We start from the raw sequence: 19,544 nt of genomic DNA, 5'->3' as shown, positions 1-19,544 counted from the left end.
CGCTGCGGGACCGGAACGGCAAGGTGGTCTTCCAGGCCCGGTTCACCGTCACCCGGGGCCGGGGCGAGTACGACGGCCAGGTCACCGCCCGGCAGATGATCATGCACATCACCGCCGCGCAGGCGGAGGAGACGCAGAGCCGGGCCAGGGTGTCGCAGCGGACGCCGTTGCTGTTCGGCCTGCCCATCGGCTATGTCGACGCCGACCACGAGGGGTCGGGGGGCGCGGGGGCGGGCAACACGCTGTCGGTCATGACGCTGGGCGACGTCCTCGCGTGGGAGCGGGCCCGGGAGCGGAGCGGCGGGGTGCTCGTCCTCACCCCTCCCGACGCCGCACGCGTCGACATCCGATTTCCCGTCCGCCTGGCCGTGGAACTGTACGAGCCGGGCAAGCCCGTCGGGACGCCGCCCGTCGCCGTCGTGGAACTGGCGGCGCCGCGTACCGGCCCCGACGACCGCTTCCTGCGCTTCCGCATGCTCCGGTCGGACCTGCTGGCCCTGTCACGGATGAGCCCGCCCCGGCCGCCGCAGGCCCGCATGCTGGCCTTCGGGAAGGCGGTCCAGCCGCTCGGCCCATGGCGGGCAGCAGGCTCGCCGGTGCCTGAAGAGGCCCAGATCAACAACTTCCAGGGCGCCCCGGTGATCCGGGCGGCGCTGGCCACGCTGGTACGCGGCCTCAACGGAATGCCGCAGTTCACCACGGTGGACGGGGCCGCCTCCGCGACTCTGGACTCGGCACTGTCCACCGAGTGGCTGATCGCCGCGCTGCCCGGCATCGCCGCCACCGGTACCGAACTGCCCGAGACCTATGTCCCGCGTGTACTCGGCGGCGAGGACCTCCGGGTGACGGCCGACGCGCGGCTCACCGAGGGCCGGGTGCTGGGCCCGGGAGAGCGCGTGGTCTTCGAGTACGACGAAGAGGCGCACTCCGAGGGCTGGGAGGAGGGTGCCGCTGCAAACGCGGTGCTTTCCACCGAGAGCAACGAAGAACACGCGGGCGGCGGATGGATGCGTTTCCGGACCCACGACCTGTACCAGGGCCTTGCCACGCCCGGCGTCATGGTGGCCGAGTCCAGCCTGCTGGCCACGGCCCAGTCACCCAGTCAGACGCGGAAGAAGCAGATCCACCTGCCGTCCGTCCTCGTGCAGTTCACCCTGGGAATACGGCTGTCGGCCGGGCTGCACCACCGTCTGCGATCCACGTTCGGCAAGCGGGACGTCCTGGGCACCGTGGAGGTGGACCTGCCGCATCCCGTGGTCGTACGTATGTCCCTGCCGTCGGCCGAGCGGCTGCTCCAGGGCAAGTCGATCACCGACCCGCACCGTCTGCTTCCCGGCCCGGCGCGCTTCCAGCCCTGGCACTCCGACGTGGTGCTGAGTGAGGTCACCTCGGCGGGGGGCGCCCGGATCGGTGTGGCCTCGTACGCCCCTGGGACACAGGCTGCCCGGCGCAAGGCGATCCAGGGGCTGCCGGACACGGACCGCTACACCGAGTGGAGCCGGGACACCGACGGCCTGCTGGTGGCCCACGACAGGCCCATGCCGCTCGCGTCGGCCTCCCGCTTCTACCTCGCCACCGGCGGCGCGGGCACCGGCGTGAGTACGGACGCGGACAGTGGCCCGGACGGCCTGCCCAGGGTGACCATGCGGGGCGGACGTACGCGGATCCTCGAACTCGGGGACTACGCCGAGCTGATGAGAGTGCGCGGCGACCTGGCGAAGCTCCCCGTGGGCACCGTCCTCGTCATCATCAGCCCCCGCGCGGCCACGCTCGCGCAGAGCGAATCGTCCGCCTCGCCTCTCGCCGGTCCGTCCACTCCCGCCGGGTCCGATCCGTCCGCCGTCGTGCCCAGCCTGCTCTCCGCCGAAGTGCAGACGCTCGCCGACGGCACCGGGCTGGTCGTCATGAACGCGAACTGGGGCGTACGTGATCCCTGGGTGGGCGCGGACGGCAAGACCGTCCTGGAACTGAACCCGGCGCCGGACGGGAGCGCCGGGCGCTGGCGGATCTTCTACCCGGGCGGGGGAGTCGGACTCGCGGCTGTTCGTGATACCCCGGATGCCTCGGATACTGCCGGCGTCCCGGACTCCTCGGGTGTTGTCGGCGACGAGGCCGACACCTCCGTACCCCCTGTGGAGTCCGACGCGGAATCCACGACGAAGGACGCGGAAGACACTGACGGCACGGACGGCACAGGCGACGCGGACGACAGCCTGACTCTGTCCTCGGGCTCCTCCTGGTCCGTGACGTCCGACGACGTCCTGACAGCCCTGTCGCCACAACCCGCGCCCCGGCCGGTCCCCGGTGTCCCCGACCCCACCAGCAGCCCCCGTCCGATTTCCCCCGCCGGCGACTCGATCAGGCTCGACGCCACCGTCGACGCCCCCCTCCCCGCCGACGAAGCCCCGCTGTCCGCCGCCCGGGCGCCCGGCCGTCCCTTCGCCACACTGTTCGGGGCCTCCGCCGACCTCCGGCGTCGGCTCCGCGACGACCACGGGTTCGACCTCTCCGCGGTGGACCGCCTGCGCCGCGAACTGGGTGTGAACTCCAGCAGCACCCGGTTCCTCCACTGGCTTCAGGCCATCGGTCGTGTCCCCACCACGCTGGCCGAACTCGCACGCGAGCGCGGCACCGACACGGCCACCTTCTACCGTCTCGCCTCCACCATCATGGCCACCCCGGAGCACATGGCCCGGATGATGGCCGAGCTGCCTTCCATCACCCCGGACATGTGGCAGGTGGCTCTGACGACCGCGGCCGACGGCGTGGACAGCCGGTACCTGCCACTGGACAACCACCCAGCTCGCGCCTGGCTGGCGGCTCTCGCCGCCCGCCACCACGTACTCGTCGTCAGCCTGCCGATCCTCGCCGACCTGCTCCGCGAGCACGGCGTCACCCCGTCAACCGAATTTTCCGATCCGGCCGTTACCTCGGCAGTTGCTCAACTGGGCCGTTCCCGGGCCACTCCAGGACCGCTTGCCGGTGTGGCCGGCACCAACGGAACACAGGAGGGGGACAGTTCGGGCAACCTGGGCGGCCCACGCCGCCCGAGCGGACCGAGTGGCCCCAGCGGACGGAATCCTCGGGCGGACGCCGCCGGGCGAGAACTCGCCGCCCACCTCACCTCGTGGTGGCGGATCCCCGGGGACCTGGCAGGCCGGCTCGTGGGACACCCGTGGTTCAACGCGCTCACGATGGACAACTTCCGCCAGGAACTCGGCGTGAGGGACGGAGCTCAGCTCACCGAGCTGCTGCGCTGGGTGGAGGCCATCGGCCGTATCCCCACGGACCTGTCCGTCCTCGCTGAGCAGCACAGCGTCGAGCCCGACCGGCTGTACAACATCGCCTTGCTGACGATGGCCGACCCGCGTCTTTTGCTGGACGCCGCCGTCAGGGGCGGACGCGCGGACCTGTCCAGGCTGCTGACGGACCCGCAAGGGGTCGCCGACGCCGTGCGTGCCGACCTCTTCCTGGAGTCCGACCACCGCCCGCGGGCCCGGCTGTTCGAACTCGCCGACCAGTACCGGCTGTCCCTCTCCCAGCTGGAATCCCTCGTTCCGCGTCTGGCCGACCGCGGCCTCCTGCCTCTGGACCGGCTCGCTGACCCGGTACTGGCCGAGATGGCGGCCCAGGCCGCGGACCATCTCCCGGAATACACCGCGCCCGCACCGGCGTACAGCGCGGAAGCGCCCGCCGCCCCACCCGCGCCGACGGCGGCGGTCCCCCGGCCCACGACGACCGGGCCCGGCACCGCGATCCCGCGCGACGAAGTGCCCACGCTCGCGGAGGCGTGGGATGCGGACCCGGGCGTGGTGGCCGAACTGTCGGAACACCGATGGTTCCGCCCAGAGGCCGTGAACCGGCTCCGTCAGGAGCTGGGCCTCGGAACCGGTGCGGCCACCACGGCGCTGTTGAACTGGATCAGTATCATCGGCCGCGTTCCCCTCGACCTCACGCGGCAGGCACGGGAGCTGGGCCTCGCGCCCCGGACGCTGTACGCCCTCTCGATCACGGTGACGGCCGATCCGCAGCACGTCGCCCGGATCGTGGCCCAGCGCCCGGACCGGACGGGCGCCACCTGGCGAACCGTCCTGACGAACGCCGTACCGCGCCTGCACGACGGCTACGTATCCCGCAACGACCACCGCGCACGCGCCTGGCTCATCGAACTCGCGGCCCACCACGGACTCGGCATCAGCCGGCTCATCGCCCTGGTCCCGCAGCTCGCTGCCCACGAAGTGGAGCCCGGCACGCCACTCGACGACACCCGCCTGACCGCACTCGTGCACAACCGGAGGGCCGACACCCGCCCCACCGAACCGAACACCGCCGACACCCGCCCCACCGAACCGAACACCGCCGACACCCGCCCCACCGATCCGGACCCGCGCCGGACGGACGCCCCCCTGCCCGGCGACGAGGCCCCCGGCTCCTCCGCCCAGGCCCCGGGCCGGTCCACCGCCACCCGACTGTCCTTCAGCTGGCGCACCTCCGCCAGGCTCCTGCGTCAGCTCCGGGACGACACCGGGCTCGACCTGGAGGCAGTCGGTCAGCTCCGCGAATCGCTGGGCATCGCCCCCGGCGACGAGACCACCCGATTCCTGCACTGGCTCCAGGGCATCGGTCATGTCCCCACCGGCTTGAGAGAGCTGGCCATGCGGCACTACACCTCCGCCACGATGCTCTACCGGCTGGCCTCCACCATCATGGCCACCCCGGAGCACATGAGCCGGATCATGAGCACGCGACCGGGCACCGGCCCCAACGAGTGGCAGCGGGAACTGCCCAACGCCGTTCCCGACGACCGGTATCCGGCCCGGGACGACCACCGCGGACGAGCCTGGCTGACAGCGCTCGTGGACCACCACGACATCTCGGTGTACGACATGCCGCAGCTGGCGGAGGAACTGCGCAACGCCCAGGTACAGGTGGGCACGGCGGCCGACGACCACACCGTGTTCAGGATGGTCGCCCGCGCGAGCAGTCGGCCCGTACCCGCGGCGATCCCCCCGGGGCGGCCGAGCGCCGCCGCCCTGGCGGACCCCAGCACGCGGCGCTACGCGGCCCTGTGGCGCGTCTCCCGCGAGCGGGTCGCGAGCTTCGCCGAACACGAGTGGCCCGACCTCGAAGCGGTGGAGCGACTGCGCGAGGCACTGGACATCCCGCAGGGGCAGCGCACTCTCCATCTGCTGGACTGGATCGAGGCCATCGGCCGCGTCCCGGACGATCTCCCGCACCTCGCGCGGGCGCACGACTTCCAGATCCAGCAGGTCTACCTGACGGCCTGGAACGTCATGGCCGATCCCCGGCACCTGCTGGAGGCTGCGGCCCGAAACGGGCAGGACGTCGCACGACGGCTGCGGGACACCCCGTACGCCGTCGCCGACGGACTGCACAGCTCCGGCATCCCGGAGGACGACCACCGCGGACGCGTGTGGCTGGTGGCGCTCGCCGACCACCACCGGCTGTCGCTCACCGAGCTGATGGCCCTGGCGCCGCTGCTGCCTGCGAGCGGCATCCGGCCGGGCTTGGCGTTCGACGACCCGGCCGTCATCGCGCAGGTGGACCGGGCGACAGGCAACCTCGCGCCGGCCGGCGCGCCCACGTCCACGACCGGGGCGAACGTCCCCGCGCTTCCCGCGTACGCTCCCCTCGGCACCCAGCCGCCCGAGGCAGGCCCGTCCGGTCGGGGCCCGGTCACCGGCCCGACGCCGCACCCGGACGCGCTGCCCGGCTACGAACCCGCGGCCGAGGGGCACCGCTGGGACGCGGGTTCGCTCAGCACGTCCTGGGGAGTGGACAGCGAACTGCCCGGTCGGCTGCTGCGTTACGGGTGGTTCGACCCGGCGCTGGTGAACACGCTCCGGTTCACGCTGAACATCACCGATGCCACCGCGACCAACCAGCTCCTGGAGTGGATCGAGGCGCTCGGGCGCACCCCCGACGACCTCGGCGCCCTGGCACTGGAGCACGGCATGACCACCAGGCTCCTGTACGACCTGTCCCTGACAGCGATGGCCGACCCGCTGCATCTGCTCCGGGTCATGAACCGCGGCCCGTGGGCCCTGCCCACCGCCTACGGCAGCTTCCTCGATTGGCGGCGCGCCCTGATCAGGGTCAATGACAACCTGCGGGGCGACACTGGCCTGGGACACAGCTACCTGGAGATGGGCGACCGCCGCGAGCGGGCCTGGCTCATGGCGCTGGCCGCCCACCACGAACTGACCATCGAGCAGCTCACGGAGCTGATACGGCAGCTTCACGGCAACGACATCACCCCCCACACCGCCCTCGCCGACCCCGTCCTCACCGAGGTGGTGAACCTGGCGATCGGGCGTCAACGCGAAACGGACGGCGACCTCGGCACGGCCGCGCCGCCGCCCGGCCCCGGCACGGCGGGTCCCGGCACGGCACAACCGGCGCAACCGGGAGCCACCACGGCTGGACCCAGCCCGGTTGGTCCCAGCGCGGCGCCACCCACCCGGACCGACGTCACCCCGCCCAGTACCGCTCAACCCGGCCCCGTCACGGCCGACTTCACCCACCTCGAGATCACCGAACCCGACACCACCACAGCCGACTCCACCCGACTCGACGCCACCGAACCCGACCTCACCCAGCCCGCCCCCGCCCCGCAGGACCCCGCCGCCGCCCTCGGGCTGGCATGGGACGTGAACCCGGACCTGGTGCGCGCCCTGCTGGACCGGCCCTGGTTCGACCCCGGGGCCGTGGACAGCCTCCGCCGTGACCTCGTGGTGGGCGGCGGGAGGGAAACCGCACGGCTGCTGCGCTGGTTCGGGGCCATCGGCCGGATCCCGGGCGACATCGCGGAGAGGGCCCAGCAGGCCGGTACCGGGGCCATCACCCTCTACCGGCTCTCCACCATCGTGATGGCCGACCCGCGGGACGTGGCCCGGATCGTGGCGCGGAGCCCGCACCGGGATCCGCGTCAGTGGGACGAGACCCTGACGGCGGCCGTCCACCGTCTGCACCGTCACGGCTACGTCGCCCGCGAGGACTACCACGGACGTGCCTGGCTCATCTCCCTGGCCGCGGAAACCCATCTGACCCTCGACCAGCTGGCGGATCTCGTGCCCGTACTCCAGGCCAATGGAATCACCACCGGGACCCCCATCACCAGCGCCCGCCTGAACGGCCTGATCGGCGATTTCAGGCGGGCGTCCACCGGGCAGCGGTCGTCCCGGAGCGGCAACCGCTCGAGCCGTGTCGGGCGGTTGCTGGGCGGCCGTATGCCCGAGGCGGAGGAGATCCCGTCGGGCGCCACCACTCCGGACCTCGCCCGGCCCTCGTCCGACCCCGTCGCGCTCGCCGCCTGGGCGTACCGTCGGGCGCAGGCGCCCGTCACCGTCCTCCAGACCCAGATCTTCGACCCGCGCTATCTGTTCGCCAACGACGCGCCCGCCCTGAACAGGAACCGTGTCAGGATGCTGCGCAGACGCGTCCAGCCCGTCGTCACCCTCCGCATCCCGGACAGTTACGACGCGTACACCGACGAACTTCGCAGGCGGAACATTCTCGGCTCCCTCGAACGCGGCCGGCTCCGGGGCGACCCCATCCTGATCCGCGCCCGTATCCGACGGATCCAGGCCGCCGACGGACGCTGGATCCGCAACCTCACCATCCCGCTCCCGGTCAGGTCCCTGGACGGCGAGGGGCTGACCCACGACAGCCTCCAGGAACGCATCAACCGGATCCTCGACACACACGTCAACATCGGTTACACCCTTCCCGAGTCCGGCGACCAGCTCCATGTGCAGGTCGTCCTCAGCCCCGGGCCGTACCACTTGGAGGGAATCACCGTCACCACCGGCGGTTCCCCGGCACCCTCCGACCAGCTGAACTTCCATCTCCACGACACCGACATCGACGCCCTCACCCAGCGCGACGACAACCTCCTCCTGCACGAGACCCTCCACTACATCGGGGTCACCGACCGCTACCAGGACGAGCTGTCCGTCTTCCGCCGCCGCCCCGGACAGACCGACGCCACCGGCATCATGGCCAGCATCACCACCCCGCTCACCCCCGGCGTGCTCCCCGTCGGCTACCTCACCCAGATCGAGACGGCCACCACCTCCGGCCGGGTCCTCCACGACCTCCCCCACACAGCCCCCGCCACCCCTGCGGCGACACCAACTGCCGCACTCGCCGACACTGTTGGGACCACACCAACCGCCAACCCCGCGCCGACCCCGGACAGCACACCAACTGCCGACGCCACCGTCGGTCCCCTCGCTCCAGGCCCCGCCACACGCACCGCTCCCCCCGCCCCGGCCCCCGTCCCCGACGGCCTCCGCGACGCCTTCGCCAGGCGCGGGGGGATCACCGCCGAGACCCTCAGGGAGCGGCTCCGCGCCTCCGGGTTCGACCTCGCCGCGGTGGACGCCCTCCACCGCGAGCTGCGCCTGCGCGGCAACGAAACCCTCCGGTTCCTCCACTGGCTGGAGGCCATCGGCCGGGTTCCGACCGGGATGACGGCCCTCGCCCGGCCACACCGCCTCGCGCCGTCCGATCTCTTCAGGCTGGCGACCTTGATCATGGCCACCCCGGAGCACATGGCCCGGATCATCGCGGCGTCCCCGAACACCGCCGCCGACATGCGGGCCATGGGCCTGAGAAGAGCTGCCGATGCCGTGCCCGCCCGCTATCTGCCTTACGGCGACCATCGGGGGCGCGCCTGGCTGGCCGCGGTCGCGTCCCAGTACCACATGCCCATCGACCAGTTGGGCCCATTGGCGGAACACCTGCGCCTCCGCGGCGTCACCGTCGACACACGCGTAGACGCCCACAACCTGGCTTCGGCGGTGGCCGAGGTGTCCGGCCGGCCCGCCTTCCGGCCCATCCCCCGCACGGACGACGCCTCCGACGGCCCGGTGGACGAGCGCACACGCGAGCGCATCGAGAAATACGCCCGCGGGTGGCGCATGGACCCGGAGCGCGTCGCGAGCCTGTGGCGTCAGAGGTGGTTCGACCCCAGGCGGGCCGAGGCATTCCGGCGAGACCTGGGGATCAGCGTGGGCCGGGAGACCGTGTACATGCTGGACTGGATGGAGGCCATCGGCTCCGTGCCCGCGGACTTCGCCGGCCTGGCGCGGTCGTACGGTCTTCAGCCCGCCCGCCTGTACGACGTGGCCCGGACGCTCATGGCCGACCCCCGACAGCTGCTGGAGGTCGCGGCCCGCGACGGGGACCGGGCCGTGCCCAGACTGCGGGACCTGAACTCCGGGCACCTCACAGCCCTCAGGGATTTCCTGCGCGGGCCCTACCTCGAGGTGCATGACTTCGCCGGCCGCGCGTGGCTGATGGCGCTCGCCCACCACCACCGGCTGGCGCTCTCCGAACTCGTCGCCCTGGTGCCCCTGCTGCATGCCGGCGGCGTGCCCCCGGGCATCGCGTTCGACCATCCCGCCGTGACCGAGCAGGTGAGCCGGGCCGTCGGCACCGACCGCTCCCCGCACCCGCCCGCGCCCACCTCGCCGCAGGAGGTACCCGCCCCCGGCGCACCGGCCACCGACGTCACCGGGCCGTCAGTGCCCGAGGCCCTGCCCGGCTATGAGCAGGCCACTCACAACCACCGGTGGGATGCGGCTTCCCTCGCCATCTCGTGGGGCGTCGATCAGGAGTTGACGGAGCGTCTTCTCGCCTACGCATGGTTCGACCCCGCAGGGGTGAACGCGCTCCGTCTGCACGTGCAGATCATCTCGCCCATCGATACCGAAAGCATGCTGCACTGGCTGGAAGCCATCGACCGGATGCCCACGGACCTGGGCACCCTGGCGCGGTCGGGCCGCATCCCGGTCGGTGCGTTGTACTCCCTCTCCACCACCGCGATGGCCGACCCGCGGGACCTGCTGCGGGTCATGGCCCGGGAAGGGGCCATCGACGTCAACCGCTGGGATCGCCTGCTGTCGGAGGCCGCGGAGGACGGTATGTTGGGCGACTTCAACCAGGAGACGGACTACATCGGGGAGAACGACCACCGCGGACGCGTCTGGCTCATGGCGGTCGGCGCTCACCACAGGCTGACGCTGAACGAACTCGTGAGCCTGGTACCCCAGTTGCTCGAAAGCCGGATCCGCCCGCACACCACGCTCGACGATCCCCGGCTGACCGCGCTGACGGCGCGGATCGTGGGCCTCCGCGCGGCGCCCTCACAGCCGGGTGCACGCAACGCGACCCGCGACGAGGTGTTCGAGGCCGCGGGAGTCTGGGGCGTGCGGACCAACCACCCGGGCCTGCGTATGGGGAACCGCTGGATCAGCCCCGGGGAGGTGAACGCCCTTCGCGGGCTGCTGAACGTCAGCGCGGGGCGCGACACCAGGCGGTTGCTGGACTGGATCGCCGCCATAGGCCGGATACCCTCCGACCTCAGGGACCTGGCAGGACCTCGCGGTCTCACCTCCGAAACGCTGTACAGACTGTCCGTCACGGCGATGGCCGACCCGCGGCACCTTGTTCAGCTCATGGACCAGGCGCCGGAGGAACGAACCGCCGAGCAGTGGCTGAACGCCCTGTCGAGGGTTGTCCCAACCCGGAACCTCACCTACCTGTCCACGCGCAACCACAGCGGACGCGCCTGGCTCATGGAGATCGCCGCAGCCCGCAGACTGACGATCGAGCAGGTCCGCGAGCTGGTACCCAGGTTGGCCGCGGCAAAGATCGCACCACTGACCCCGCTCCGGAACGCGGGTCTGGCCGGAGTGGTGGCCCAGGTGGTCCGTACGCCCGTGCCGAACCGCGCCGACGCGGCGGGACCCGCGCGCGAGCCCGTAGCCGCACCCCCGGGGTACGCGCCCGCACCCGAGGCCGCAGCCACACCCCCGGGGTACGCACCCACGCCCGAGGCCGCAGCCACACCCCCGGGGTACGCACCCACGCCCGAGGCCGCAGCCACACCCCCGGGGTACGCACCCGCACCCGAGGCCATGGTCACGCCCGCGCCCGATTCCGAAGCCATACCTGAGGTCACACCCGCACCCGACCTCACACCCGAGCCCGAGCCCACGCCCGAACCCGACCCCACGCCCACACCCGAGCCCGAGCCCACGGTCACACCCAGACCCGAGCCCACACGCGAGCCCGAGCCGGACCCCACGCCCGAGCCCGCACCCGCACCCGTCGACCCGGAAGTCGCGCCCCCACCGCACCACGACGCCCCCCAGCCCGCTCCCACGGCCGGACAGGCCCGGCCCGTGTCGCCGCGGGACGCGGCGCGGGCGCGGGACCTCGCCGCGCGGTGGCGGGTGGACCTGGACCTGTCCGCGCTGGTGGGCCAGGAGTGGTTCGATCCCGAGATGCTGGACCGGCTCCGCCGGGACCTGGGCATCAGAAAGGGCCCGGACACCGCCCAGCTGCTGAACTGGGTCCAGGCCATCGGCCGCGTTCCCGTCGATTTCAGGGCTCTGGCCCAGTCGCGCGGGCGTCGTCCCGGCTCCCTGTACAGGCTCTCCCTCATCGCCATGGCCGACCCGCAGCACATGCTCCAGATCATGGCCGGGGAGTCACGCAGTTCCCGGCGGTGGAAGAAGGCCCTGTCGGCTGCCCTGCCACGGATCGTCGGCGGGTACCTGCCGAGGGACGACAATCGCGCACGCGCCTGGCTGATGTCCGTCGCCGCCCACCACAGCGTGACCATCGGCCGGCTCCCGGACTTGGTCACGCTGCTGGAGACCGAGGGTGTGCGGCTCCACACCTCGCTCGACGACCCCACCCTGACGCGTCTCGCGCACACGGCGGCCAGCCGGCCCGTCCAGGACGACGGTGCTCTTACCGACGGCTCGTCACCCGCCTCCACCATCCGTCCGGGAAGTCCGGGAAGCCCGAGGGAGACACTCACCCGCCACAACAGCATGGTTCTCGCCGCCCGCTGGCTCGTCTCCCCCGAGATGGTGAGCCGGCTGCGCGACACCGATGGGTTCGACCTCGCCGACGTGGAGGCCCTGCACATTCAGCTGAGGGTACGTACGGGCAGCGAGACCAGACGGTTCTTGCGCTGGCTGCGTGCCATCGGCCACATACCCACCGGAATGACCGAACTCGCCCGGCGGCGCGGCATCACCCCCGGCATCCTCTTCTGGCTCTCCTCCTTGCTCACCGTCGACCCGCGGTACATGGCCCGGATCATGGACTCGCGACCGGACCTCACCCCCGCCGACTGGCACGATGTCCTGCTGGACGCCGCCGACAGACTGCCTTCCGACTACCTGCCGGAGGACGACCTCCGCGGTCGCGCCTGGCTGGGCGCTCTCGCCCACTTCCATGACGTACCACTGGGGAATCTGCGGCGGTTCGCGCACCGGTTGCAGAACGCGGGAATCGCCGTGGGCGCGCGGACCGATGTCGAGGCCACAGCCAGAATGGTGGTCGAGATGCTCGGGCTCCCCCCCGTTCAGCCCCTTCCCGAGCCGGTCGGCAACCCCGACGGCCCCGCAGCCGATCTCCGGGGCGCGCGTGCGGAAGAGTTCGCCGCGCTGTGGCACATGTCCCCCGAACGCGTCGGCCTCTCCCTGCGTCTCCCCTGGTTCGACCCCGACGCCGCGGAGGCCTTCCGTCGGCAGCTCGGGCTCAACCCGGGTTGGCAGACCACGTATCTGCTGCAGTGGATCCAGGCCCTCGGCCGCATCCCCACCGAAACCGCCGACGTCGCCCGGCGGCACGGCAGCGACCCCGACGTCCTCGCCGGGCTCGCCGCGCTCGTCATGGCCACCCCGGAACACATGGCCCAGATCATGGCCGCCCGGCCGGATGTCGACCTGGGCCACTGGGACGGGGTGCTGCGCACCGCCACCCGCGAGGTGGACTACGAGTACCTGCCGCGCCACAACTACTCCGGACGTGCCTGGCTGGCAGCGCTAGCCCACCGCCACCAAGTGCCGATCCAGCAGCTGCCGGATCTGGCGCGGGCGCTGCGCGGCCATGGAATCGCTGTGGGCGCACAGCCGGACGCCGCCACCATGGACTCGGTGGTGGCCGTGACGGGCGGCATGTTCCCGCTCCAGCCGCTCGCCGCGCCGGAGAACGACCCGGCCGGCCCCGCGCCCGCGCCCGCGGCCGATGCCAGACACGCGCGCACTGCCGAGTTCGCCGCCCTGTGGCGGGTCTCCCCCGAACGCGTCGCCAGCTACTGGCGTCACCCCTGGTTCGACCCGGACGCGGTGGAGGCGCTCCGCCAGCAGGTGCGGCTCGGCCCGGGTGCGGAGACGGCGTACCTGGCGGAGTGGGTCCAGGCCATCGGCCACATCCCCACCGACCTGGCTCAACTCGCCGAGCAGCGGGGCATCACCCCGAACCAGCTCTACGGGCTCGCCGCCACCATCATGGCCACCCCGGAACACATGGCCCGGATCATGGCCGCACGGCCCGGTCTCGACGTCAACCGGTGGCGCGACGACCTGCTGGACATCGTCCGCGGTCTGGACACCAACTACCTGGCGCGCAACGACCACAGCGGACGCGCCTGGCTGACCCGCGTCGCCCGCGAGTACGGCGTACCGGTCCACCGGCTGCCCGGGCTCGCGCTCCAGCTGCGCCTCGGTGGCATTCCGGTGGGCGGGCAGCCCGGCATCGACACCATGGGTTCGCTGGTGGCCGAGGTGCTCGGCCTTCCCCCCTACCAGCCCCTCCCCACGCGGCAGGACAACCCGGACGACGCCTCACCCGCCCCGGCGGACGACGCACACCCGCGCACGGAGGAGTTCGCCGCCCTGTGGCAGATCGCCCCCGAACGCGTGGCCCACTACTTGCGCCTCCCCCGGTTCGACCCCGACGCCATGGAGGCGCTCCGCAAGGAGCTCCGCCTCCCCCCGGGCCGGGAGACGGTGTACCTGGCCGAGTGGATCGAGACCATCGGACACGTTCCCACCGGCACGGCCGAACTCGCGCAGTCGCACGGCATCGCCCCCATCGATCTGTACGGCGTCTCGGTGAGGCTCATGGCCGATCCGAGGCACCTGCTGAACGCCATGTCCCGGGACGGTGAACGAGTCGTCAACGAGCTGCGGGGGCGGAACTGGTCCGCCATGGCGTCGCTGCGTGCCGCCCTGTCGGGCGAGCACGTCCAGGCCGACGACCGGCGCGGGCGCGCCTGGCTGATGGAGTTGGCGGATCACCACGAGCTGGCTCTCTCCGATCTCGTCGCCCTGGTGCCCCTGCTGCGCGCGGCGGGCATCCGCCAGGGCACGCCGTTCGACGACGAAGCCCTGACCGACCAGGTGCGTCGTGCGAACGGTGGCCTCGACGCGCCCCCCGCAACAGTGGAGCTGATGGCCCCGGACATACCGCCCGGCTACGAGCCCTCGTCGTACAACGGCCACTGGGACGCGGACGCCCTCACCACGTCGTGGGGCATCGCCGCGCCCGCGCCCGCCCGCGCGACAGCCTCCGCCGCTGCCTCGGAGAATACGGCGACGCCGCTGACGAGTCGGCTGCTGGGCTTCGAATGGTTCGATCCCGCGGTGGTGAACAGGCTCCGTCTGGAACTGGACGTCCTGACGGACGAAGGCACCACGAGGCTGTTGCGGTGGATCGACGCCATCGGGCGGATGCCCACCGACCTCGTCTCCTTGGCGGAGGCCAACGGCCTCACACCCGGTGCCCTGTACACCCTGGCCACCACGGCGATGGCGGACCCCCGGCACCTGATCCAGGTCATGGCCCCGGAAGGACCCATCGACGTCGCCTATTGGCAGCCCCGTCTGTCGGAAGCCTCGACGGACCAGTTGCTGGGCAACTTCTCCCAGGCGGGTGACTATCTGGGGGAGACCGACCGTCACGCACGCGTGTGGCTGATGGCGCTCGCCGCCCGCTACGAGCTGATTCTGCCCGAACTCATCCAATTGGTACCCGACTTGATGAACGCGGGAGTGCGCCACCACACCCGCCTCGACGATGAGCGCCTGGCCGCGATGGCGGCCCGGGTTTCCGCGCCCCGCAGAATCCAGGAACGCTCGGCCCCGCCGTTGTCGCGTCGCTTCCCCGAGACCGGCGCGGTGACCCTCGCGACCCGATGGGGCGTGTCCACGGAGCAGGTGCTCGGTATGCTGGCGCATCAGTGGTTCCGGAGCGACGCCGTGGACGTCCTCCGTCAGAGTCTCGCGATCGGGGCGGGCGAGCAGACCCACGACCTGCTGAACTGGCTCGACGCCATCGGCCGGATACCGCGGGGCATCCCCGGCCTCGCTCAGATGCACGGCCTCACGGCGAAGGACCTGTACAGAACGTCCCTGGCCGCGGGGGCCGACCCGCAGCACGTGGTCGCCCTGATGGACCGGACGCCAGGACGCAGCCCGTCCTCATGGCGGTCCGACTTCTCGGAGCTCATCAGCGAGCTGCACCATTCCGGTGTCCTGAACCGCGAACAGGGCCGCCTGCGTGCCTGGTTCATCGCGGCGGCAACGCATCAAGGGCTGACGTTCGACCACATCGCTCCGCTGGTGGAGCACTTCCACGAGAACGAAAACATGCGGACGTTCACCCCTCTGGACGGTCCCGAGCTGACAGCTCTGGCGACCACCCTGGCCGGGCGCGGCGTCTCCTGGACGCCTCCCGCCCCCGAGACCGCGCCCCCGGTCGGGCAGGCGTCCGACGGCGCGACTCCTTCCGCCCCTCAACCCGACCCCCGCATCACGCCGAACCCCTACGACACCCAGGCGTTCGAGCTCCAGGCGCGATGGAACGTAAGCCTGGACCTGAGCAACCTGGTGCGGAACCTGTGGTTCAGAGTCCCCGCCGTGGAGTCCCTCCGTACCAGCCGGGGCATCGACAGCGGCCAGGCCACCGAGCAGCTGCTGCGCTGGATCGCCGCCATCCACCGTGTCCCCGCCGACTACGAGGAGGTGGCGCGCGCACACGGGATTCCCGAGGAGGAGTTGTACAGCCTCTCCCAGGAGCACTTGGTCGACCCGCGGGACCTGGCCCTGATCATGGCCCGGGAGACGCGGGACCCCGAGCAGTGGCCCGCGGGGCTCCAAACGGCGACCGTCCAGGAGCTGACCGGCGGTCTTCTGTCCCTGGAGGACCCCCGCCTCCGCGCCGTCCTCATGGCGCTCGCAGCGCGGCACGAACTGACGCTGGAGCAGTTGCGGAAACTGGTGCGCGATCTGCACACCGCCAAGATCTCGCTGCTCGCTCCGGACACCCACCCGGGCAGGGCCGCACTGGTGGCCCAGGCGGCACGGGAGGCGCGGGAGGCACGTGAGGCACGGACCGCACCGGCCACGCAGGCGGCAGACAGCGCGCCCGCACCCAACACCGTGCCGGACACCACGCCCACACCGGACACCACGGCCGCACCGGACACCACGCCCTCACCCACACCCGCCCCTGCCGCGACACCCCGGACGCCCTCGATACCCCAGACGCCCCCGACCACGGCACCCAACCGGGAGCAGAACCAGGACAGGAACCAGAACAGAAACCTGCCCGACGCCCCCCTCCACGGCGACAGCACAAACGTCCGGCCCCGAGGCGCGTCCGCACCGCCCGGCAGGGCGGTGCAGGTGCCCGCCCCACTCGGCTTCGGCTCCCTCGCCGCCGAGTGGGGTACCTCGTCCGCGCTCCTGGGCGCGCTCTACGACTCCGGCCGGTTCGACGTCATCGCGCTGAGCAGCCTGCGCCACGACCTGGGCATCGGCCCCGGCGAGGACACCACCCGTTTCCTGCGGTGGCTCCGCGCCATCGGCCACGTCCCCACCCGGCTGACGGGCCTGGCCGAGCGAAGCGGCACCACCCCCGTCGAGCTCTACCGGCTCGCCTCCGTCGTCATGGCCACCCCGGAGCACATGGCCGCGCTCATGGCCGGGCAACCGGCCATGAGCGTCAGGCTGTGGCACGACCTCCTGAGCCGCGCCGCCGACCGGGTGAACACCCACTACCTGCCCCAGGACAATGACCAGGGACGGGCCTGGCTGACCGCCGTGGCCGGTCGCCACGATGTGCCCATCCACCAACTACCGCAACTCGCAGCTATGTTGCGGACCTCACCGGCCATCCGCGTCGGCACGCCTGTCGAGGATCGCGCCCTGGTCACGCGCCTGGGCACGACCTTTGTCCGACCCGCTCTCCGAACCGGCCCGGACGGCCAGAACGATGCGGCCGTTGCGGAGCAGGAGCGCGCATGGCTCACGGAGCACTACAGCGCGCTGTGGGACCTTCCCCCGGACTGGATCCGCGGCCTTCTCGGGAGGCGCGAATTCCGTCCCGAGCAAGCCGAACTCCTGCGCCTCCACCTGGATTTCGTTCCCGGGCCGCGCACCACGGGAATGCTGAACTGGGCCGGTGTCATCGGCTGGGCTCCCGGGGAGCACGATCTCCGGCGCCTCGGGGAGCCGTACGGCATCTCTGCCGCGACGCTGTACGGCATCGCCTCGACGGTGATGGCCGATCCGGAGTATCTGGTGGGGGCCCTGGCCCGGGACCCCGCCTCGCTCGCGCTGCTCGACCAGCTGCGGACCGATCCCGTGGCGGTGGCGCGCTACGTACGGGGCGACCGCATCGAGGAGCGGGACCACCGCAGCCGGGCGTGGCTGTTCGCGGTCGCCGACCGGCACAAGCTGCACCTGACCCAAATCCCCCAGGTCATAGACGCATTTCTGGCAGGCGGGGGCAGAACGCTGGCCTCACTCGGCGACCGCCTTCTGACAGATCTGGCGGAGGAAGCGACCGGCCAGCTCCCCAGGTACTCCCCGACGGCGGAGCCGGGCCTCACCTTCCCACAACCCGGCGATGACCTGTCTTCACCTCCGCCCCCGTCGTACGAAGGCGCCGTCGGGGACGCCTCACAGGTCCAGGACTTGACCACGCTCAGCGGCGACTACACCAACCCCAACAGCAACAGCCTGGTCAACCCCGACAGCCTCGCCGACCTGGCAAACCTGGTCGACCTGCGAGACCTCGCCCACCTCGACGAGCCGGACGCACCGGACGCACCGGGCGACGCCCCCGAAGGCCGCGTCGGCGATCCCGGTCGCGACAACCCGGTGGACTCCAGCAACCTCGCCAGCTTCCTCAGTCCGGAAGACCTCGCCTACCTCACCGCCCCGGACGCGCAGTCCGACGTCTCCGAGGGCCCCGGACTCCCGGTAAACTCCGGACTGGGAACCCCCGGCCCGCAGAGCCCGGCCGACAGCGAAGTCCCGGGCCACCGCCACGACTCGGCCGACCCCGGTCCCGACGCAGATCTCGACACCGACCCGATCCTCCACGACATCTCCATGTTCGACCGCAGCACCCTGCCCACCCACCGGGAGACAGGCGTTCCGCGGACGGACAGCCCGCCGACGGCCGTCCAGCCTGAGCCGGAGCCGGAGCCGGGCCCGTCCCCCGCGCTCCCCGCAGCCCCTGAGGTGACACCGACAGCCGTCGACCTGAGCACAGCCGGCGGCGACCTCGACAGCTTCGGAGGGCCAGGACTTCAGCGGCGGCGGGCGCAGCGACTCGCCAACAACCCGCGAACCGGAACGCGGTCGTCCCGCCAGGCAGGGCGAGGTGCCGGTGACCCCGCCGGTCCCACGGCCACGGGCGCGCCCAACACGGGTCCGGATCCCGTACGTACACAGCCCGACCCGGCCAACAACGGTGCGGAGCAACGCCGTACGCAGCAGCCCGCACCGGACGGCGGGACGCCCGGACCCGCGCCGTCCTCGGGCATGCCCCGCCGCAAGCCGGTCCCGGCGACCCCGACCGCCCGGCCGTCGGCACCCGCACCCGCATCCACACCGGCTCCGATTCCGGCCCCGGCAGGCTCTGGCATGCCCCGGCGCAGACCCGCGCCAACGCCCACGCCCACGTCGGCACCGTCTGCCCGGCCGGTGACGACGGACAGCTCCGGGACCATCCCCTTCGGCTCGCACGGCGGCTACAGCCGTACCGGGCCGGCCACCTCCACGCTGTACGGCACCGAGCTGTCCCTGCACCGGCCGTCGGACCCCGACGGCGGGATCGCCGGAATACTGCTGGACGTGCTGCGCGCCACGGCGCCCCAGGCGATCCCGGTGGACGCCGGGACGACGAGTGCCGACTTCGTGAGCTGGCTGGCGGAGCGGGTGACGGACGGCGATCTCGCGCACGGCGCGCCGCCCTCCCTGAACCGGGAGCGGAGCGTTCCACTGACGCTGCTCCGGGCCGCCGGCGTGTCCCCGAGCGTTACGCAGAGCACGCAAGCCGCCTTGCAAGGAGGGGAGTTGCCGCTGTCCACCGTCCCGCTCACACCCGTACAGCAGGCACGGCTGCTGCTGCTCGATCCGTCCGGCACCGGGCAGCGGGACTTCGCGCGATGGGCCGCGCTGTTCCTGCCCGCCCTGACCGCGCGGCTGCTGAGGGTCCGGATCTCCCTCGTGGCCGGCGACTGGAGCGTCCGCATCTTCGAAGACGACGGGTCGCCCGGGGCGGTCCCGGCACCGGGTTGGGGACGCGGTGCGGGTCCCGGCGCCGCCGGTTTCGATCCCGGTGCCGTGATCATGGACGACGGCCGGTCGCTCTGGTTCGGAGTGCCCGTGCCCCGTCCAACCGGCCCCGGACCGGCGTGA

At 72.1% G+C, this 19,544-nt stretch carries 1 protein-coding gene (running past one end of the window); it reads left to right on the top strand.

Annotated elements, in window-relative coordinates; all coding sequences use genetic code 11:
- Positions 1–19,544: the 3' portion of a toxin glutamine deamidase domain-containing protein gene (locus OHA55_RS26330; RefSeq protein WP_266710131.1), read on the top strand. It extends 8,428 nt beyond the left edge of the window; only the last 19,544 of its 27,972 coding nucleotides appear in the window; its start codon lies off the left edge, out of view; the stop codon is at positions 19,542–19,544.

Source organism: Streptomyces sp. NBC_00102 (assembly GCF_026343115.1).
Taxonomy (GTDB): domain Bacteria; phylum Actinomycetota; class Actinomycetes; order Streptomycetales; family Streptomycetaceae; genus Streptomyces.
This window is presented reverse-complemented; position numbering and strand designations above follow the sequence as displayed.